Source organism: Nostoc sp. KVJ3, from assembly GCF_026127265.1.
Lineage (GTDB): Bacteria > Cyanobacteriota > Cyanobacteriia > Cyanobacteriales > Nostocaceae > Nostoc.
The window spans coordinates 3,610,244-3,630,655 of the sequence record NZ_WWFG01000001.1; the positions used below are offsets into that span (position 1 = coordinate 3,610,244).

General features: G+C 41.8%; 17 protein-coding genes. 10 read left to right on the forward strand and 7 right to left on the reverse strand.

What is annotated here, in order from left to right; genetic code table 11:
- Positions 1 to 36: 36 nt before the first annotated feature.
- The gene (gene trpD / locus GTQ43_RS14395) at positions 37 to 1,128 is read left to right on the forward strand and encodes an anthranilate phosphoribosyltransferase (protein ID WP_265273275.1); all 1,092 of its coding nucleotides are present in this window, start codon (positions 37 to 39) and stop codon (positions 1,126 to 1,128) included.
- On the opposite strand, the gene GTQ43_RS14400 is transcribed toward trpD, so the two are convergent.
- The gene (locus GTQ43_RS14400; protein ID WP_265273773.1) at positions 1,058 to 2,098 is read right to left on the reverse strand and encodes a TIGR02281 family clan AA aspartic protease; all 1,041 of its coding nucleotides are present in this window, start codon (positions 2,096 to 2,098) and stop codon (positions 1,058 to 1,060) included. The genes trpD and GTQ43_RS14400 overlap by 71 nt on opposite strands.
- A gap of 235 nt (positions 2,099 to 2,333) precedes the next feature.
- Between GTQ43_RS14400 and carA the strand changes: the two genes are divergently transcribed.
- From carA to GTQ43_RS14425, 5 genes are all read left to right on the forward strand, one after another.
- Positions 2,334 to 3,500, forward strand: a complete 1,167-nt coding sequence (gene carA, locus GTQ43_RS14405) for a glutamine-hydrolyzing carbamoyl-phosphate synthase small subunit (protein WP_265273276.1) — start codon at positions 2,334 to 2,336, stop codon at positions 3,498 to 3,500.
- Between the two features lie 174 nt (positions 3,501 to 3,674).
- Positions 3,675 to 4,040, forward strand: coding sequence for an STAS domain-containing protein (locus GTQ43_RS14410; RefSeq protein WP_083782327.1), 366 nt, complete (start codon positions 3,675 to 3,677; stop codon positions 4,038 to 4,040).
- A gap of 576 nt (positions 4,041 to 4,616) precedes the next feature.
- The gene (locus tag GTQ43_RS14415) at positions 4,617 to 5,096 is read left to right on the forward strand and encodes a Mini-ribonuclease 3 (protein ID WP_265273774.1); all 480 of its coding nucleotides are present in this window, start codon (positions 4,617 to 4,619) and stop codon (positions 5,094 to 5,096) included.
- Positions 5,097 to 5,191: 95 nt separating this feature from the next.
- The gene (gene rlmB, locus GTQ43_RS14420) at positions 5,192 to 6,364 is read left to right on the forward strand and encodes a 23S rRNA (guanosine(2251)-2'-O)-methyltransferase RlmB (protein WP_265273277.1); all 1,173 of its coding nucleotides are present in this window, start codon (positions 5,192 to 5,194) and stop codon (positions 6,362 to 6,364) included.
- Between the two features lie 86 nt (positions 6,365 to 6,450).
- On the forward strand, positions 6,451 to 6,753 hold the full coding sequence (locus GTQ43_RS14425) for a DUF1816 domain-containing protein (protein WP_265273278.1): 303 nt from the start codon (positions 6,451 to 6,453) through the stop codon (positions 6,751 to 6,753).
- Between the two features lie 180 nt (positions 6,754 to 6,933).
- Here GTQ43_RS14425 and GTQ43_RS14430 read toward each other — a convergent pair whose 3' ends face one another.
- Positions 6,934 to 7,782, reverse strand: coding sequence for an alpha/beta fold hydrolase (locus GTQ43_RS14430; protein WP_265273279.1), 849 nt, complete (start codon positions 7,780 to 7,782; stop codon positions 6,934 to 6,936).
- Positions 7,783 to 8,072: 290 nt separating this feature from the next.
- On the opposite strand from GTQ43_RS14430, the gene GTQ43_RS14435 reads away from it, so the two are divergent.
- Positions 8,073 to 8,573: a pentapeptide repeat-containing protein gene (locus tag GTQ43_RS14435; RefSeq protein WP_265273280.1), complete on the forward strand. Its 501-nt coding sequence runs from the start codon at positions 8,073 to 8,075 to the stop codon at positions 8,571 to 8,573.
- 185 nt (positions 8,574 to 8,758) lie between these two features.
- On the opposite strand, the gene truB is transcribed toward GTQ43_RS14435, so the two are convergent.
- The gene (truB, locus tag GTQ43_RS14440) at positions 8,759 to 9,643 is read right to left on the reverse strand and encodes a tRNA pseudouridine(55) synthase TruB (RefSeq protein ID WP_265273281.1); all 885 of its coding nucleotides are present in this window, start codon (positions 9,641 to 9,643) and stop codon (positions 8,759 to 8,761) included.
- A gap of 536 nt (positions 9,644 to 10,179) precedes the next feature.
- Between truB and GTQ43_RS14445 the strand changes: the two genes are divergently transcribed.
- A complete protein-coding gene (locus GTQ43_RS14445; protein ID WP_265273282.1) occupies positions 10,180 to 10,677 on the forward strand; it encodes a hypothetical protein in 498 nt (165 codons plus the stop codon).
- A 163-nt stretch (positions 10,678 to 10,840) separates the two neighbouring features.
- On the opposite strand, the gene GTQ43_RS14450 is transcribed toward GTQ43_RS14445, so the two are convergent.
- The 3 genes from GTQ43_RS14450 to GTQ43_RS14460 form a co-directional block, all read right to left on the reverse strand.
- Positions 10,841 to 12,559 (reverse strand): ATP-binding protein, encoded by a 1,719-nt coding sequence (locus tag GTQ43_RS14450; protein ID WP_265273284.1) that lies wholly within the window; start codon positions 12,557 to 12,559, stop codon positions 10,841 to 10,843.
- Positions 12,560 to 12,831: 272 nt separating this feature from the next.
- The gene (locus GTQ43_RS14455) at positions 12,832 to 13,305 is read right to left on the reverse strand and encodes a response regulator (protein WP_265273285.1); all 474 of its coding nucleotides are present in this window, start codon (positions 13,303 to 13,305) and stop codon (positions 12,832 to 12,834) included.
- A 52-nt stretch (positions 13,306 to 13,357) separates the two neighbouring features.
- On the reverse strand, positions 13,358 to 15,676 hold the full coding sequence (locus tag GTQ43_RS14460) for an ATP-binding protein (RefSeq protein ID WP_265273286.1): 2,319 nt from the start codon (positions 15,674 to 15,676) through the stop codon (positions 13,358 to 13,360).
- A 775-nt stretch (positions 15,677 to 16,451) separates the two neighbouring features.
- On the opposite strand from GTQ43_RS14460, the gene GTQ43_RS14465 reads away from it, so the two are divergent.
- Complete coding sequence (locus GTQ43_RS14465) at positions 16,452 to 18,590, forward strand: cytochrome-c peroxidase (RefSeq protein ID WP_414859100.1); 2,139 nt, start codon at positions 16,452 to 16,454, stop codon at positions 18,588 to 18,590.
- A gap of 311 nt (positions 18,591 to 18,901) precedes the next feature.
- Here GTQ43_RS14465 and modA read toward each other — a convergent pair whose 3' ends face one another.
- Positions 18,902 to 19,696, reverse strand: coding sequence for a molybdate ABC transporter substrate-binding protein (modA, locus tag GTQ43_RS14470; RefSeq protein WP_265273288.1), 795 nt, complete (start codon positions 19,694 to 19,696; stop codon positions 18,902 to 18,904).
- 93 nt (positions 19,697 to 19,789) lie between these two features.
- Here modA and GTQ43_RS14475 point away from each other — a divergent pair, with 93 nt between their 5' ends.
- On the forward strand, positions 19,790 to 20,233 hold the full coding sequence (locus tag GTQ43_RS14475; RefSeq protein WP_265273289.1) for a TOBE domain-containing protein: 444 nt from the start codon (positions 19,790 to 19,792) through the stop codon (positions 20,231 to 20,233).
- Positions 20,234 to 20,412 lie beyond the last annotated feature (179 nt).

Consider the following 20,412-nt stretch of genomic DNA (forward strand, 5'->3'; position numbering starts at 1 on the left):
GGTAGGATAGCTCCCATACCCACAAAAACCTTAGCTATGGCAACTTCTCCAATCACTGCTCAAGAATCCTCTGCTACCTGGTATATGCTGCTGCAACAATTAATAGATGGCCAATCCTTATCTCGGACTCAAGCAGCTGAATTAATGCAAGGTTGGCTCAATGAAGCGGTTCCCCCAGAGTTATCAGGGGCTATTTTAACAGCGCTGAACTTTAGAGGTATTTCTGCTGACGAGTTGACTGGTATGGCTGAAGTTTTGCAATCTCAATCTTCCCCACTCAGTACTCAGCATGGGCTAAACGCCCCGCTACCGCTAACATCACTGACTACTGTAATAGATACCTGTGGGACAGGTGGAGATGGTTCATCAACCTTTAATATTTCTACAGCAGTTGCTTTTGTTGCTGCGGCATCTGGCGTACCCGTCGCTAAACATGGCAATCGTTCAGCTTCAAGTCTCACGGGGAGCGCAGATGTATTAGAAGCTTTGGGTGTAAACTTGAATGCCTCTAGTGACAAGGTGCAAGCTGCACTACAAGAGATTGGGATCACTTTTTTGTTTGCACCTGGTTGGCATCCCGCACTCAAGGCGGTTGCCCAATTACGGCGGACTCTCAAGGTGCGAACGGTGTTTAATTTACTGGGGCCCTTAGTAAATCCTTTGCGTCCAACTGGGCAGGTGGTGGGGTTATTTACTCCTAAGCTTTTGGCAACAGTTGCTCAAGCATTAAACAATTTGGGCAAGGAAAAGGCGATTGTTTTACATGGGCGAGAAAAACTTGATGAGGCTGGCTTAGGAGATGAAACTGACTTAGCGGTTTTATCAGCTGGAGAAGTTCAGGTAACTACCATTAACCCCCTAGAGTTGGATCTCACACCTGCTTCCATAGGTATGCTTCGGGGTGGGGATGTCCAAGAAAATGCAGTAATTCTCAAGGCGGTACTGCAAGGTAAGGGAACTCAGGCGCAACAAGATGCGGTTGCCTTAAATGCGTCGTTGGCGCTGCAAGTAGCAGGTACGATCGCACTCCTGGATCACGCCCAAGGCATTAAAATCGCTAAGGATATCCTAGAAAGCGGGGCGGCTTGGACAAAGTTGGAGCAGCTAGTTGAGTTTCTGGGGAATTGATTGGCGATCGCGATTGCGGCCGAAATTCTACTACATTCCGTTTGATGGTGACATCGTAGTTGCCAAAAAAATCATGTCCTAAAAGTCCAGTTTCTAGTTCCGCACCTGCGATCGCTACTGGTATTTTATTCACTATTACCCCACCAATTGCCATCGAATTAACATAGCCCACAGGAAATTCCACAGCCCTAGAACTAGCAGTATTTGCCTTAGCTCTACCCACTGGCACTATTCCCAAGCTATTGGCCATCTCTTGGGTAATCACAGTGCCACTGGCTCCTGTATCTATAATCATCTCAAATTGTCGCTGGCCATTGAAGGTGACTTCCACAATTGGCGTTCCCCCAATTCGCCTTTTAATCGGCGCTGTGAATACTTCCTGATCTGGAATCACTACTGCTGATGAAGGCAAACCTGGCTCTGCGGGTAACGGTTCTGTTTTTTGTGGAGGCGAGATATACTTGGGTGGGATTCTTGTTTGGGGAACCACAACTACTACCCTCTTGGGTTCTACAAGGCTCACAGGGCGAGGAGTAGCTTGTCGTTGAGCATATTTAACTTGGCGGCGATATTCCGTAATTTTGGTTTGAGCGATCGCAAATTCTGGGCTTTGTCGCTGGACTCTTTCCATCAGCGCGATCGCATCCTCATACTGATTCGCCACCAAAATCCAATCACCTGGAGATTGAGCAGATCGGCTGATACTCCAAGCGCCAACCGCTTTGTCTAGCCCCTGTTCAAAAAGGCTTGGTTCAGTTTCAGACGGCTCTTGCGGCTGTGCTTCTGGGGTAACTGTTGGTTTTGGTGGTTCGACGGTAGGCTGTACGGATGCCAGATCCCCAATTGGCACAGGTTGCTTATTGTCACCAGTCGTAGTGTTCTGTTTGTCTTCACTACAGGCAACACACAAAACCGCTAGAGCGCTTGATACAAAAATTAGGGTTGCACGGGATAAAAAAGACTGAAGCATCATAATTAATTTTAACCGCCCAAGCTTTGCCAAATCCACTCCCGCCACTTTAATTTAATTCCCTTTTAATTTTAATTAACTATCTTAAAAACTCGCAATTGCTCAACTCATGGGATAATTAACAATCGCAGTATTGGGGAGTAGGGACGAGGGGGAATTATTGAACAAGTCTTTCTGCCTCCCCCCTCTTCCTTGTCTCTTCTTCATAACCCAATTCCCAATTCCCCAATTTACTATGCCCCTGACTGACGCAATACCGGCTTTACTTGTCCTGGCAGATGGAACCACTTATCGCGGTTGGTCTTTCGGTGCTACGGGAACCGCGATCGGAGAAGTGGTATTTAACACTGGCATGACCGGCTACCAAGAAGTCCTGACTGACCCTAGTTACTGCGGTCAAATTGTCATTTTTACCTATCCTGAATTAGGCAATACTGGTATCAATCCTGAAGACGAGGAATCAGATGGCCCCCAGGTGCGGGGTGCGATCGCTCGAAATATTTGTCAACGACCAAGTAACTGGCGATCGACACAATCCTTACCAGATTACCTGAAACAAAATCAAGTACCAGGGATCTACGGCATCGATACCCGCGCTCTCACCCGCAAAATTCGGATGTTTGGAGCCATGAACGGTGGCATTTCCACAACCATTCTTGATGAGGCGGAATTGCTAGAACAGGTACTAGCGGCTCCCAACATGGCAGGATTAAATCTGGTTCGGGAAGTCACTACCTCAACGGCTTATGAATGGTCAGATCCAACAATTCCAGCTTGGGAATTCAACTCTGAGGCTACGGAAAATATTGGGGAAGCATTTACCGTTGTTGCCCTTGACTTTGGCATAAAACGAAACATTTTGCGTCGCTTAGTAAGTTACGGTTGTCGGGTAATTGTTGTACCTGCTGATACACCACCAGAAGAAATCCTCAATTACAATCCAGATGGTGTGTTTCTTTCTAATGGGCCGGGCGATCCTGCTGCCGTTACTGGAGGGATTACAACTGCCAAAGCGCTTTTGTTAAGTCAAAAACCCATCTTTGGTATTTGTATGGGGCATCAAATTTTAGGTCATGCATTAGGGGCAGAAACCTATAAACTCAAATTTGGTCATCGTGGTTTAAATCAGCCTGCCGGCTTACAACAACGGGTAGAAATTACTAGCCAAAACCATAGTTTTGCGATCGATCCAGATTCCTTACCTACGGCAGTTGTAGAAATCAGCCATCTGAATTTAAACGATCGCACCATTGCCGGGGTACGTCATAAATCTCTACCTGTATTCTCCGTACAATATCACCCAGAAGCCAGTCCTGGCCCCCATGACGCTGATTACTTGTTTGAGCAATTTGTTCAAGCTATGCGAACAGCACGTCAAGCCGCAACAGCCGAGGTGAAGTAAAAATGAGGAATAGGTGGGGAGCAACGGGGAGAATAAAAATAAAAATTATCTCTTTCCCCTCTTCTCCCTGCTCCCCGCCCCTCTGCCTCTTGTGCCCAATGCCCCAAAAGATTGTAGACAACTCGCTCAAAAACCATCTATACTTGAGCGTTCACTTTAACTCATGAGGAGGGAATTATTGCTGAGCCACTGAATCTAACCGTTAGCCTGAGGGGTACTCGTGAAGTCCGGGATAACTGCCAGCTATTCCGCCTCACAGGTTTGTTAGATGCCTTTTCTGAACCAACATTCCGCAAAGTGCTTGGCAGCAAGATTGAAGAGGGCCCTAAGCACATTATTTTGGATCTCTCACAAATCGACTTTATTGATAGCTCTGGCTTGGGCGCTCTGGTGCAGCTAGCCAAGCAAGCTCAAACTGCTGAGGGCACTTTGCAAATTGTCACGAATGCCCGCGTCACTCAAACGGTCAAGCTTGTTCGTCTAGAGAAGTTTCTCTCCCTGCAAAAATCAGTTGAAGAAGCTCTAGAAAACGTCAAGTAGTCTTGATTGCTTGAACAGAGAGATCAATTCAGCTATCCAGATTCAATATCGGGTAGCTTAATTTTTAAAATTTCTGGCAGAAAACCTCTCTCCTTGTGGGAGAGGCAAGAAGCCAGTTGAGCTATTATTATGTTTAAAGTAGAGAAAGCAGAATATAGACATCAAGTGGTTGCTGTGTACTCGTTGCCTTGAATATCGGATAAATAATCAAGTCTGAAAAAGTCGTAAAAAATACAAATTTAGTAGATTTGTCTATAGATAAAGTTGACTTGATACTGTATAGTTAAAAATTGTCACTTACTAAGTAAGTATTTTGTGCGATCGAGTAACAGGATATATTTGATGTCCAGATTCTACTCTATCTTAGACACAGACTACAATAAGTAGACGAAATTTGGTTAATAGGCGTTGACATCAGGGTGATTTTAAATGCCAACTCTCAATCAGAAAGGTGAAATCAGGAAGTAATTTTGATGGTATTGATTATGCTAAGTATACTATAATGGCATACTTCAGAAAAATCAGTCTTTGCGAAGAATGCTTGCCAAATCTAGCCCGTCAAGGAATGATTTATTTGTGAAGTCACAGGAGGAAGAGCTATTAGACGGACAAGATGAAACTTCTAAGCAGAGTTTATCTTGGACTCAAGCACTCTTGACAACCACAGGGCCATTTCAACAGATTTCCCTCTCACAAGTGCAACAAATTTCTCCTACTGCTTTAGCATATTTGGGAGATGCAATTTATGAGTTGTATGTTAGAATGCTCTATCTGCTGCCATTGCAGCGGTCAGGAATTTACCATAGTCTGGTAGTGGAGCAGGTAAGAGCAGAAACACAAGCGCTACATTTGCGATCGCTAACTCCTCATCTGAGGGACACCGAATTAGATATTGTCCGACGGGGTAGAAATGCCGCTACAGGCCGCCCTAAGCGACTTAATCCCGAAATTTATCAACAGGCAACTAGTCTAGAAACCCTAATAGGCTATTTATATCTCACCGATTACCAGCGTCTAATCGAACTGTTGCAAATGCTTCATGTAGAAAAAGAGTGAAAACTCAATTTCACAACAACAGGTACAGCAATAGATTAGGTTTCAGAAATTACGGCAATCGGTATGTTCAACCATAAGCTATATCCATAAATCAAATGCAGAATAAACCGAGAAAAATCATTAACACTTCTACTAGCGAAGCCAATCGTGGGAAACCTGTAAAAATTAAAGGTAAGCGTGTTGTTAGTAATCCCACTCGCAATCCCCGAAAAATAGATAGCAACCCCGTTTCTGCTGCTAATCCCACTCGCAATCCCCGAAAAATAGACAGCAATCCCATTTCTGCTGCTAATCCCACTCGCAATCCCCGAAAAATAGATAGCAACCCCGTTTCTGCTGCTAATCCCACTCGCAATCCCCGAAAAATAGATAGCAACCCCATTTCTGCTGCTAATCCTACTCGCAATCCCCGAAAAATAGATAGCAACTCCAGACAAAGAAATAGCAACTTCTCCCAGTCGCCTGTATCTACACAACCGATAGAAGAAGATAACGATCTCATCTACGGTCGTCACCCAGTATTGAGTGCATTGCAAAAACAGCGCAATCTCAACCGCATCTGGATTACTACCCGTCTGCGCTACGATCCCAGCTTTCACCATTTTCTCCTGCAAGCTAAGGAAAATGGCACAGTTATTGATGAGGTTGAACCCAAACGCTTAGACTATCTCACCAATGGGGCTAATCATCAAGGTGTGGCAGCACAAACTGCTCCCTACGGCTACATTGAATTGTCCGATCTTATTGAACAGTCTAAATCTGTAACCGATCCCGTAATAATAGTAGCTGACGGAATTACAGATCCCCACAACTTGGGAGCAATTATTCGCACCGCCGAAGCAATAGGCGCTCAAGGATTGGTAATTCCCCAAAGAAGGGCATCTGGGATCACTTCCACTGTGATGAAAGTCTCAGCAGGTGCTTTAGAAAATTTTGCTGTAGCTAGAGTTGTCAACCTCAGCCGCGCTTTAGAAGAATTAAAAGAAGCTGGCTTTTGGATTTACGGCACTGCTGCAAGTGGTAGCGAACCCGTGCATACTGTGAATTTCAAAGGGCCAATAGTTTTGGTAATCGGTTCAGAAGGTGAAGGTCTGGGTATGTTGACTCAACGTTCCTGTGATTTTTTGGTATCGATTCCTCTACAAGGTAAGACTCCTAGCCTGAATGCTTCTGTAGCAGCAGGGATGGCGCTTTATGAAATTTATCGCCAGCGATCGCTAAATACGCATTATTTAGATAAGTTACAAAAAATTTCTTTGAAAAAATAACAGTAACAGAGTATAAAGAAATGTAAAAGATAATAAAGCACCATATCGTTTAACACCCTGTAGACGTTTATAAATTGGCTAAAACCATGAAAACCATTTGGCATAACCTCAAGGAAGTGTTGATTAACACGTTCGAGAACCTCGGCTTGGCTTGGTGGGTAGAGATAATAACGCAGAATCCCCGTTGCACATACTACTTCGGGCCATTTCTGAGTTCTTCTGATGCAACATTAGCAAGCAAAGGTTACATCGAAGATTTGGAGCTTGAAGGAGCTACGGGAATCGTTGTGAGTGTCAAGCGTTGCAAACCTAATACCTTAACAATTGCTGACGACTTGGGGGAAAGATTTGACCGCAAAGTACAGCCTGCCTTTGGCGGTCAGATTTAAATTAGGCAAAGTCAACATAATTCGTAATTCGTAATTTCGAGTTCTAATTACGAATTATCTAGTTAAAAGTTAAAAGCCCTTGGACTATTAACAATTAGTAATTACGTTATGGATGGGTATTTAGATTCCAACCATAACGTGTTGACCAATAGATGTTTTCTGATCTAACCCGATTTTTAATTACGAATTACGAATTACCTGCGGATGTTTTTCTAGCCAATGCTCAATATCATTCAGCACTTCCTGGGGGACTTCCCAGGGAAAAAGATGGGCGGTGTTTGAATAGCACTGCCACTGAGAATTTTGGAGGTTTTGAGCAGTTTGTAAGCTGGAATCGGATGTGATGTGGCGGTCTTGCTCACCAGCAAGTACCAAGCTAGGACATTGGATTTGTGGCAGTTCTGGAAGCCGATTGTATCCTGATTGAATTGCACTATAGAGGGCGCGAGTAGCAGCAGGAGAGGTTTGTAGATAAGCTGGTACTGCTTCTTTGGCGATATAGTTATAAGTTGTGGATGTATGTTGTTGAACTAAATAGCGAAAAAGCGATCGCTTGCCAAAAGTTTCAATATTCCATTGCCAACTCGGTTTTATATAATTTAATAGGGCAGCAACGCCAGTATATAAATTATCTTGCCAAGTTATGGTCGGGTGACTACCACGGGGTTTTGCGGCTGTCGCCACCAAAATCAGCCCAGTAATGCGCTCTGGTAAACGCAATGCCAGTTCCATTGCCAGAATACCCCCAAGTGACCATCCCAGTACTAGGCATTTTTCAATATTTAAGCGGTCTAGCAGTGCTTCTAAATCAGTTAAATGGTCATTCATATCAAAATTGCCATTCCACCGACTTTTGCCGTATCCGCGTAAATCGGGGGCAATAGTTTGATAGCGTTTTGATAAATGATTGGTAAAGACAGAAAGACTACGACCAGAACCAGGATGACCATGTAAACCCAGAATGGGGAATCCTTTACCTTGGATGTAAACATTGAGACGTGCAGCAGTGGTAGGATGGCGATCGCTCATGACTTGCCGTTCTCCTGTTTAGTGAAAACAGCGATCGCTTCATTCCTTTGTACTATCCTCTCTAAAATGACCCCAATCTTGTCTAGCCTTGCTTTCATAGTAGTTCGTTATATTATTATTTTAATTGTGTCATAGGCCCTTCTATCGGAAATGCACTGAGGCTAGCGCCTAGCACTTCGCTACAATAAAATTTACAAATCTTAGCGCTTATACTTACGCAATTCCGATTGTGAGTGATAATCTTATCTCTGGGAACTAACAAGTTTTGCAAGGTAAGGAAATAAACAATCATGAAAAATTTCATCTCAATCAAAAAGGTAGTAGCAGTGGTTGCTATTGTTTTAGCCCTAGTGTTTTCATTGACAAGTGTTCCGGCTTATGCTTTTGAACAAGCTGACTTGGACGCACTGATAAAGACCGGAGATGCCCCATACGGTGATTTATCAGGTGCTGACTTATCTCAAAGTGACCTATCAGGAGCTAAATTGTATGGAGCAAACCTCAAGGGAGCCAAGTTATATAGAAGCAACCTCTCAGGAGCTAGCCTATCAGGTGCTGACTTATCAGGAGCTAGTTTATCAGACGCTATTCTATCAGGAGCCTATTTACAGAAAGCTGACTTAACAGGAGCCTACTTACAGAAAGCAAACTTAGAGGGTGCTGTTCTATATGGAGCTAATCTAAAGGATGCTACTTTGTATGGAGCTAACCTCAAAGGGGCTAAACTCAAGGGTTCTAACCTAGAGGGAGCTAAGTTAAAGGGTGCAAATATTGAGGAAGCTATCAAGTAATTACATCTGCAAATCAGCTTAAAAAATAGTATTTGTAGATAGTTTTAGCTAAGTACAGGTTTGCATAAGTTTGTAGATAGTTGACACAAAATACTACTATAAATCAATGCAAAACTGTACTTACTTAAGTTTAGAAACTTTTTTCCATCCAGTCTTAGAATTAAAAATTTAAATTTAACAAGATGTTAAGAAATCGGTTCAAAAACCATTTGGGGGATCAACACTTCGTCTTGTAATTGTCCAATACCTAAAAAGCGAGTTTCCTCATCATAAACTCGCACTATTTCAGGAACATTAAAAGTTAGAGAAATTCGCTGACCTTGACACCACTTTTGGGCAGATATTACTGGTAAAGTAACAGATGAAAAATGTTGTAAAGCTGCATCTGGACAAATGGGTTGAAATGTTGCGGCTTGTAGTTGTGCTTCTAAATCAGTCAATGTCAAACTATCGGTTAAATTGAAACCACTACTTTCGGTACGGATTAAAGCGGCAAGAGTACCACCAGTTTCTAAGATTGCACCTAAGTCACGGGCGATCGCTCTTATATATGTACCAGAACCACAAGCGATCGCCACATCTAATTCAGGAAAATCCCCTTCTCTCCAGTCTAAAATATCTATCCGAAAAACTTCCACTGTTCGCACTGGAACTTCTACCGTTTTCCCTTGGCGTGCTAAATCGTAGAGACGTTTCCCATCTACTTGAATTGCACTGTAAATAGGTGGTATTTGCTCAATTTTGCCTTCAAATTGTGCTAATGCAGTTTTCACCTCTGCCAAACTTAATCCAGCACAAGGTTGAGAAGTGATGATTTCACCTTGCAAATCATCGGTTGTAGTCCGCACACCCAGCCGAATAGTTGCTTTGTAAGCTTTGTTCTCAGGTAGATATTGCAATAATCTTGTGGCTTTACCAAGGGCGATTGGTAAAACCCCTGTAGCAGCTGGATCTAAGGTTCCCGCATGTCCGACACGTTTGAGGCGCAACAATTTTCGCACCCGCGCTACGCAGTCGTGGGAAGTCCAGTCAAATGGTTTGTTTAAGTTGAGAAAACCTTGAAATAACACAAAATCAATACTTACAGCTTCTAAACTCTATTAAATACTCATTTAATGCTCAAAGCATTAATATTTAGCAATCAAGACTTAATTAAATATTAATTTATCCACATTAACTAGGCTAAAGATATTTTTTAAGCACTCTAATGAATAATACACAAAAAATGTAGATCGCGCCGAGCATATTCAGCAAATATCACGATGTCACTTATAAGTGACAAAACATAAGATTGTAATAATAAATAAATTAGAACTTACACAAAATATCTCAAACTCTGATTTCTCTGTGTCCTCCGTGCCTCTGCGGTTCGTTATTCCATAACTCTTGCGTAAGTCCTATAAATATTATAAAAAACTTCATAAAAGTTTTTTATATCTTAAGGCTGGGCAATTTTTTGTGTTTCTATGGCCGATTCCAAGAAACGATAATTTTTCCAAAGCTTTGATAAGAGACAATACCTATTTTGCTTTAACTACCAGCATAATTGGTGGATTAACACTTTTCTCAAAAGAACCATCTATAGACTTTAAGGAACATAAATAAAATGAAAAAAACAATCTTCACTACTACATTAATTTTTTGTTCTATATTGATTGTCAGTTCTAGTAAATCTGTCAATAGTGCTTCTCCAAACAATAAGCTGAATCAAGTAAATACTACAACATCTACTCAATTTAATTATAAATATAATCTCTCTACAAAACAGCTAGATAATGCCGAAGATATTAACTCAATATCAAATCAAAATTCATCTATTAAAGAGAATAAGTCTAATGAAATTGATAATAACAACCCAATATTTGGGACGATCAAAGATATGCAAAATGGAGATTTAAAATGTTATGTTACTGTTGTAGATGAGGATGGTAAGTTATATGAAGGTGTCGGGGCAATATTTGATATTTGCGAACCAGATAAATACGTCAATCAAAAAGTAAAGATGTCTTATGAGCTGGAGGATGTTAGTGATTGTCAAAGTTCTGAACCTTGTGGTAAAACAATCAAAGAATGGCTGATTACTAAGATAGAAATTCAAGATTAAGAATCACCTAATAAGGCAAAAGTAAAAAGTTATAAGTGATAAGTATTACATAGCGCTTCTCATTTATGTGAGGTACATCCGTAGGGACAATTCATGAATTGCCCCTACACCTTACGAGATGAAATACCACATTTGAATAGGAACCGCTATATATTGCAACAAATCAAGTTGATGATGGAGAAAGTTGACTCATTGGGAATTCCTTCGGTAAGCTGACTGTAACTTTAGTTCCTTGCCCCACTTCACTGGACAAGGTAATATCGCCACCATGTAACTCTACACAACCTTTAGCGATCGCAAGTCCTAAGCCTGTACCAGGGATTGTATCAACGTTACTTCCACGACTGAACGATTGAAACAAATTTTCTTGATCTACCATTGGGATACCAATTCCCCGATCTTTGATGTAAAAGATTACTTGTGATTCTTTACCAATGAGATGGAATTCTACAGTCCCTCCATCTGGAGAATACTTAATTGCATTGGACATTAGGTTAATAAAAATTTGCTGCAACAGTCCGCGATCGCCCCAAAAGCCTTGGATATGCCCAGTAATGTTAAAAATCAATTCGTGGCGATCGCCTGTTGTTTCTCGCTCTTGTTCGATCAGATCGGCAAAAAATTGCAGTAAATCGAGTAAAATTGGTTTAAATTTGGGTTTTTCGAGTTCAAATTGGTTAACAAGAAGCATATTATCCACCAGTTTGGACATATACCTTGCTTTCTGTTCAATAATTCCCAAAAATCTTTGTTGTTTGGACTCATCCAGTTGCTGACTATGTTTTCCCAAAGTTGATGCAGCCGCCAGAATTGAAGTTAGCGGGGTTCGATATTCATGGGAAACCGTTGCAATGATTTGAGATTTAAATGCATTGAGTTGCTTTTCTTTGGTAAGGGCTGCTTGAGTTTGGGCTAGCAATTCAGCTTGTTGGATAGCGATCGCTAATTGTACCGAAACTTCATTGAGCATTTCTGCATCATCAGTTTGCCACAGTCGCTCCCCGGAATTATGGTGAGCAATCAACAAACCCCAAAGCTTGGGAGTTGGGTTGCCATTGTTGCTCAAATTAATGGGAACTACTAGATTTACCTTGGTATTAAATTGCTCTTTCAAGCTGACACAATTACACAATCCAAGCTCATAAATATAAGGGACTGGGGATTGGAAATTGTGCAGATGAGCAGGAGGAATGGGGCAGAGGAGAGGAATTTTCCCCCTGCTCCCCGCCCCCTGCTCCCCTGCTTCTTCTCCAGCCGCAATACGATCGCACAATGCGACAGTGGGGAATGACTCAACTGATGAGGCAACTATTTTACCGTCACTATCTGGGGCGAATTGATATACCATCACGCGATCGCACTTCAGAAGTTGCTGTACTTCTGCTACAGCCGTATTCAAAATTTGTTCTAGGTTAAGAGACTGGCGAATTCGTAAAGCAGTCGTAGCAATTAAGCGCTGTCGTTCCTGAGTTTTGTGGAGTTGGGCTTGCAAGCACGATTGCTTGATGGCATTGCGGACTGCTAATTGCAGTACATCCTGTGTCACATTGTGCTTAACCAAATAATCCAGCGCACCCCGTTTCATTACTTGCACAGCGATTTCTTCATCACCCCGCCCTGTCAACATAATTACAGGGACAGAAGTCTTAAATATCTCCTGCTGCATCCGATCGAAGAGTTCTAACCCACTCATATCAGGTAGGCAAAAATCCAGCAGAATGGCATCGCAGCGAATTTTTTTGCACAAAGCAAGTCCTTCTTCAGCACAGTCTGCCTCAAAAATCTGGTAGGACTGGTGCGGATCTTTCAACAGATATCGGCGATAGATTTTCCGATCTGCTGCACAATCATCAATGATGAGTAGCGTCCTTGTGTCCAACATATACAAGTATGAGGATCGGGAATGTAGATCCCTTTTATCCAGATTGTGTTTTTATTGCATAATTCTAAAAATAATATAAAATAAGTGTAAATAAAATCTAAATTCTTTAGTAATCCTAAAGAAATGCCAGAATCATCAGAAAATGGAGAAAAGGAATCTAGCACAGACAAGCAGACACAGTAAATCAAAGAGGAAAATGCCTCTGTGTCCTCTGAGCCGCCTCTTTTATTATCCTTTTTTCCCTACCGCCTCACCAACAGACAATAAACAAATTAATCCAACACTGGCGGCATATTGGCTTCAAGCCAGTAGTCCACAAATGCCTGGATCGTCTTTTTGAGTTCCTGAGCATCCATCGGCTTTACCAGATATCCATTTGCGCCCTTTTGGTAGCACAATTCAATATCCTTGGGGTTAGATGATGTGGTAAAAACAACGATGGGGATTTCCTTGAAACTCTTGTCTTGCTTGAGCCGATCTAAAATGTCACGGCCATCAATACCTGGCAAATTCAGATCGAGCAAGATCACAGAGGGTCGTAATGCTACTTTAGAGTTGGGTAAATCTTCGCCTTTGCTATAGGCATTGCTCCCCAGTTGATAGAGAAACTCTAAAACCTCATCCCCATTCGTACAACGATGTATGGGGTTCTGGACGGACATGCGCCGCATCAGACGTTGTAGCATCCGAAAATCTTCATTGCTGTCCTCAACAACTAGCAGAGGTTCATGAAGTTTTTTTATCATTCGTGGTCTTAAAAGAGCTTAACAAAAATACATATTTGGTTATTATATTAAACTATTCCAGCGTGAAATAGAAAGTAGAGCCAACACCTACAGTAGATTCAACCCAAATTTTACCGTTATGAAGCTCAACAATCTTTTTAACAATAGCTAATCCTGCACCTGCTCCTCCACCGTATTTTTCCTGGGAATGCAGCCGCTTGAATAATCTAAAGATAGTTTCTAGGTGATGTTGTGGGATGCCAATACCGTTATCTCGGATATAAAAAATGGGGTATGGGGCATTGGGCATTGGGCATGGGGCATGGATCAATAGTTCTTCTTCCCCTGCTCCCCTTGATGCCTCATCTCTCCCATCTTGCGAAAGGTAGCCAATCTCAACCCATTGCTCTGGCTTATCGTTGTATTTGAACGCATTACCTAAGAGATTACTGAAGACTTCATTGACGAGAACCCGATCGCACTGAATTGTTGGTAAAGGGCGGGGAATGCGAATATCCATAAGCCCGGAGTCTTGACGACTAGCACGAAAGACATCAATTACTTGGTTGAGCAATTCGTTGAGATCGGTTGCTTGCTCTCGGAGATGTGCTTGTCCTAACTGCGAGAGTCGCAGCAAAGCATTAATCAGAGTTTCCATGCGTACAGATAAGGAGACTACTGTTTGCAAGCACTCAATTCCATCATCATCTAAGACTTGGGCATAGTCTTCTAGTAGCACCGTTGAGAAGTTATAAATGCCCCGCAAAGGTTCCTTAAGATCGTGGGAAGCAGCGTAGGCAAAGGATGCTAGCTCTTGATTGCTGCGTTCTAACTCCAGGTTGATTTTAGCTAATTCATCCGCCTTCGAGAGGACAATACCAACGATCGCATTTCTCAGAGCGATCGCACTTTCAAGTTCGCAAGCTTTCCAAGGTAAAGAAGTTAATCTAACTGTTTCTTGCCATTGTTCAAAGGATTTTCGGGGAGACATGGTATAACTACCATCTGTCTGGGCTTGAATGGATTCCTGTGGATTTCCTGCCCAGTGTACTGTTTGCAGAACTTCAGGGCGGAACCAAAGAATATAATAACGCCGGACTTTAGAAATTCGCAGCAGCAACAAACCACTGGCAGTATCTTTAAATATGAGTGCTTCTGGATAAAGCTTGGGCAGAGAATCGGTAGAAAAGAGGTTATCACTAACTTGGGTATTCGCCCATTCAATTAACGCTCGTACCTGATCAATATTTGGTGTTACTCCCACAAGGTTAATTTCATTATCCAAACAAACAGCCGCTCCAAAAGCACTAACAACATCGAGCAAGCGGATTTCCGGTTTGATTAAGGCATCGATAAAGTTGTCTGCTTGGGAAATAGACTCTAAAAATTCAGACTGTAGCGATTTGAGCTTTACCTTATAATCCCATTCCGAATAACTAATTTTGTGCGCCAACTCTGAAGACACAATTTGTCCCAAAAATTCGCACATCTTACGTATTTCATAAGAAATATACTTTGTCGTTTGATGATGACAGGATATCAATCCCCAAAGCTTCTGCTCTCGAATAAGCGAAATTACTAAAAGAGCTTGTACTCCCATATTTTGATGATATTCAGCACAACACCAATCAAAACTCCGTAGCACAGAGTAACTTAAGTCAAGATGCTGATGTGTTGTTGGATTTTCCGATGAAACTAGGTTGACAGGTTCGGTTGTCAAATCGGGAAGAAATCGGAGAAAGCAACGCATATATAATTCCCTAGCCTGGGCTGGAATATCGGTAGCGGGATAATGGAGTCCTAAATAAGGTGATAAATCTTCCCGTTTAACTTCTGCGACAACAGAACCCGCTCCCGACTGGTCAAATTGATAGACCATTACCCGATCAAAACCGATGATTTTTTGGACTTCTTCAGCTACTAAATGCAAAAATTCTACCAGGTTTGATGTGCTTTGCATTTTTGCGATCGCAACACCTGCCAAAGCATGAAAGCCTAAAAAACTCACCTCAGATTTTGAGTCTGTCGGTTCTAACTCCAGAATCACAGCCTCTTCTGTCCGATGAGCGATCGCGTCAAAGTCTCTATCTCCATACAAAGTATTTATTGATACTTTAAAATTAATAGCACTGCCAATTTTTTTTACCAAACACTGCTTCACAACTTCTACTCGTTGAGCGTCTAATAAATAGCTCAATGGTTGACCAAGCAAATCTTCTGGCTTTTTACCTAAGTATACTTGAGTGTTGTTGCTAACTTGCACTATCTCTACCTGAGTATTGAGTGCTAGTAGTACACCATGAGGTTGAATAGAGCCAGGTATATGAATAGGTTTGCGATCGTGGTTAGTGAAAGCAGTCGCTTGGGTAGTAGTATCTTCAGGCTGGCTCATAAATCAACTTATGTAAAGCTGAGTTTTACAATAACGCAATTAAATGTGACATTTCTTTAAAGTATATGCCGATAAGTCAGGAATGCGATCGCATAAGTAGTAATGCAAAAATAAATATACATTTGTCATTGCGAATGGAGCAAAGCGGAATGAAGCAATCCCAAGACCTTGCGTTCGCGAAGCGTGTTCGAAGGACTTATGGTTCGCTACATTTCATTCCGTACCCTACGGGAAGGCTCCGCCTACGCAATGACATAAATATTTTTGCATACGCACCTATCATCGTATCTGCTGTTAAATCAAAATCAGGAGCGGTGGTAATTAATGGTGCAGAGATAGAACCTTTTGGTAGCTGAACTTTGCTATGGAGAATTTATCGCCCGACACTGAGATAAGTATAGGACTTACGCAAAATATCTCTCAAACTCTCATTTCTCCGTGTCCTCTGTGCCTCTGCGGTTTGTTATTCCGTGACTCTTGCGTAAGTCCTAAAGTATTTTTGCGTAAGTCCTACAATTAAATGATTTGTTTTATTTATTATATGAAATTTTATAATTATCTATATCATTTTAAAATCTTCTTTAGTTTTTATTAGTAAATAAGATGCGTCTGCCCTGCTTACCTAGCCTAATCAATTTATTTTTAGTCCTAATTATGACGTTTTTTGTTCATAAAGAATTTGTAAATTGCGTGTAATTACTTTACATGAATATTAAATTTCAAACTTCGCTATAAATGTATAATTTGCACCAGTGTTATCTTCTTACAAAATATTATGGGTATAATCCCCATGTTAAGCTTAGTAGTCTTTACTATAGGCTTGTCAATTTACTTGCTACTTACTCCAAAAGGTAGATTTTTGCTCAAATATGTGGTGACAAATATCAAGCGCCAAGAGTGGAGATTTAAATACGGTAAGCTTAACTACCTGAGATCGAGATTTTCAAAGATGATAACAATTGCTGCCATCATAATGGTAGCAGTCATAGCTGGAAATACTGTATCAGCCCAGGTTACGCCGCCGCCTCTAGCCTCGCTCAAAAGCGTATCGGTTCCACAGCCTGACAATCTTGGAGACTTCGTAAAAGATAAACCAGCTGCCATCAAGTTAGGAAAGGCTCTTTTCTGGGATATGCAAGTAGGTAGCGATGGAATGACCTCTTGTGCTACTTGTCACTTCCATGCTGGAGCCGACAGTAGATCAAAAAATCAGATTAATCCTGGACTTTTGCGGATTAACGCTGATGGTACAGCCAATCCCGACACGATTTTTGATGTCGGCGGTCTACCAAATTACCAGCTTAAACCAGAAGATTTTCCCTTTCACAAACTGTCGAACCCGAATGATCCTACTAGCCTTGTATCTGACCGTAACGATGTCAGTTCTTCTCAGGGGGTCTTCAATAGTAAGTTTGTTGATGTCACGCCTGGTAATGCACAAGACCAAGTAACAAACGAACCAGATCCAGTTTTTAACGTGGGAGGTATCAATGTGCGCCGCGTTGAGCCGCGTAACACAGCAACCGTGATTAATGCAGCATTCAACTTCCGCAACTTCTGGGACGGAAGGGCACAAAATATCTTTAATGGGGTGAATCCCTTTGGTTTAAGAGATCCTAACGCTGCGATCGTCAAAGCATCTACCCCAAATCAACTAGAATTTGTCAAAGTCAGCCTGAATAATTCGTCTTTGGCATCCCAAGCGGTCGGTCCGCCACTCAGTTCCTTTGAGTTGTCCAGTAATGGTCGGACTTTTCAAGAAATTGGTGATAAGTTCGGGCGAACATCTCTCAGCCTTGCTAAGGGTAAAAAGTTGCCCCGAAAACTTGCGAAAAAGTTATTTCCCCTCAGACCGCTAGGTAAGCAGATAGTGCATCCGCAAGACAGCGTTTTAGGTCAAGATAGTAGATATCCCAGACCCGGACTCAGAGATAGAACCTATGACCAGATGATTAAAGATGCCTTCAGGTCAGAGTGGTGGAAGTCTAATCGACTCATCCAAGTTGATGCTCAAGGGCAAAGGACTTTTATCAAAAATCCCGATCGCTCCTTGGAGACTGATGAGTATACATTAATCGAGTACAACTTCTCACTATTCTTTGGGCTGGCAATTCAGTTGTACGAGTCTACACTTATTGCTAATGATACGCCCTTCGATCGCTTTTTAGAAGGAAACACTACTGCCCTTACTCCTCAGCAGCAACTAGGTAAACAACTGTTTGAGGGTAAAGGTTGCATTGGTTGTCACATTGGATCGGAATTAACAGCTGCTTCAGTGAGTAGTGTGAATAAAGACGGACGAATCAAACGTGCGCCCTTCCCTCCAAACAGCCCTGAAGACAATGGTTTCTTCAACATCGGTGTCAGACCGGTTACAGACGACCCCGGCTTGGGTGGTAATGACGGTTTGTTTGGTAACGGCCAAGGTAATCCTCTGTCAGAGGCACGATTGGCTCAGTTGGGCAACTTTCAGGCTCTCCTCGGCGAAAATCCTCCCATCCTCAATCCACCGTTGAGTCCGACTGAAACTGTCTTTGCAAAAGGAGCTTTCAAAGCACCAGGACTTCGCAATGTGGAACTTACTGCTCCCTACTTCCACAATGGAGGTCAGGCGACGTTAGAGCAAGTGGTTGATTTTTACAATCGCGGTGGTGACTTTGGAGTTCTCCCACCCCTGAATCTCTCAGCAGATGAAAAGCAGCAATTGGTCGCCTTTTTAAAGGGATTGACTGATGACCGAGTTCGGTATGAGAAAGCACCTTTTGACCATCCGCAACTATTCGTCCCCAATGGACATCCAGGTGGCTCTACATCTGTTATCAACGACGGTACTGGCCAAGCCACAGATAGTCTACTAGAAATTCCTGCTGTTGGTAGGAATGGTGGTGGTGGTACTCCAAATTTCTTGAATTAACTGGTAGTTTGTTTCCTGAAATTTGATTAGTACACCTGTAAGGGCACAGCTAGTTGTGCCCTTACAGGTGTATCTCACTAAGTCAGGAAACGCTATATTCAATTCAAACATCCTACTCAAAGTAGGGCTGATAAAAAGTTAAAAAATATCTCAATTTTCTCAAGCTTTTGTTAAGAAATAATCCTAATAGCAAATACCAAAGTTACGGGATTTGAGGCAGGATGATAGAAACTCTTTATATCTAATTTTGAGTCCTATCATTTTGTACCTCACTTCAAAAGCAAACTGCTGGAATTTGCTCTGTTTAGCTATTAACGTACAATAAACCCATATTTTTTGAGTACAGTCTTGGCTTGACTATCAGATAAAAACTGGATAAAGTCTTTGGCTGCGGGAATATTTTTACTGGCTTTAATTACTGCCATCGGATAGACAATTGGTGAGTGAAACTTATCGTCAGCAGCGACTACGACTTTTACCTTATTGGAAATTTTGGCATCAGTGGCATAAACTAAACCCGCTTCAGCATTACCACTTTCTACTGCTGCTAATACTTGACGCACATTGTTAGCAAAGACCAATTTGGACTTGACGCGATCGTAAATTTTCAATTTCCTTAAGACTTGTTCCCCATATTGACCGGCGGGTACACTTCTGGGTTCACCGATCGCAATTTTCTTAATCTTGCTATCTGTTAAATTGTAGAAGCTACTAATGCCAACAACATCTTGAGCCACAATCAATACTAGACGGTTATTTGCCAGGTTAATTCGGCTACCTGGTAGCAACAGTCCTTTTTGTTCTAAGGCATCTACTTGCTTTTTGCCAGCAGAAATAAAGATATCAGCTGGCGCACCTTGTTCAATCTGTTGCTGCAAAGCCCCAGAAGCCCCAAAATTATAATTAATGTTGACATCTGATTTACTTTGTTGGTATATGGGCTTAATTTCTTCTAGTGCCTCTTTTAAGCTGGCAGCTGCGGACACAAGTATAGTGTTATTTGACTGTGCTATTACAGGAGAAGGAGTAACAAGGGGTAAACCGATTGCCAGCAATATGCCTGCAACTGCGATACCTAGAAAGCCTAGAATTTGTCTTCTTTTCATAGAATAAGGTACTTGAGAGGTTTTTTTTAAAATTGATGCTAGGTAGAATCCTAGCAATAATACCAAGATTTTTCCAACTATATCGGTAAAGTTATGCCTAAAAAAGAACAAGGGTGGGTCACATTCCAAACCTCAGAAGAGGAGCGAAAGATTTTAGAAGAGTTTTGTGGCCAGTCTCAGCGAACCAAGACCGAAATTCTCCGAGAATTGGTACGTGGTCTTAATCAACACTCTTCATCATCTAACTCGCTACCAACTATAAATACAGAAGAGGAAGATATCTATACTCAAAAGCCTGAGATAGAAATTAGTATTCAAAAGAAACCACTTAAAGTTAGCTCCCGCAATATTCTGAAGGGTGTTGTTAAGCGAGTTGTCACAGGAGCAGTTAATAGTGAAGTGACGCTGGAGATTGTTCACAAAGTTGAGTTAATTTCGATTATCACTAGAGTATCGGTAGAAGAGTTGGATTTGTCTGAGGGGAAGGAAGCTTATGCCGTAATTAAGTCCAACGATATAGTTATTGCCAGAGAATAAGCTGTGGAATTATTTTAGCGATCGCCTATTCCCGACTTCCTAAAAGTTGTCGGGTATCTTATTTTTCACCAATGATTTAGGACTGCTATATTATTCTGACATAAAATCGACATAGGATTGACATAGGATTGACATATAAATAAAGTAATAGGTTAAATTCTCAGCAGTAATTGACATTA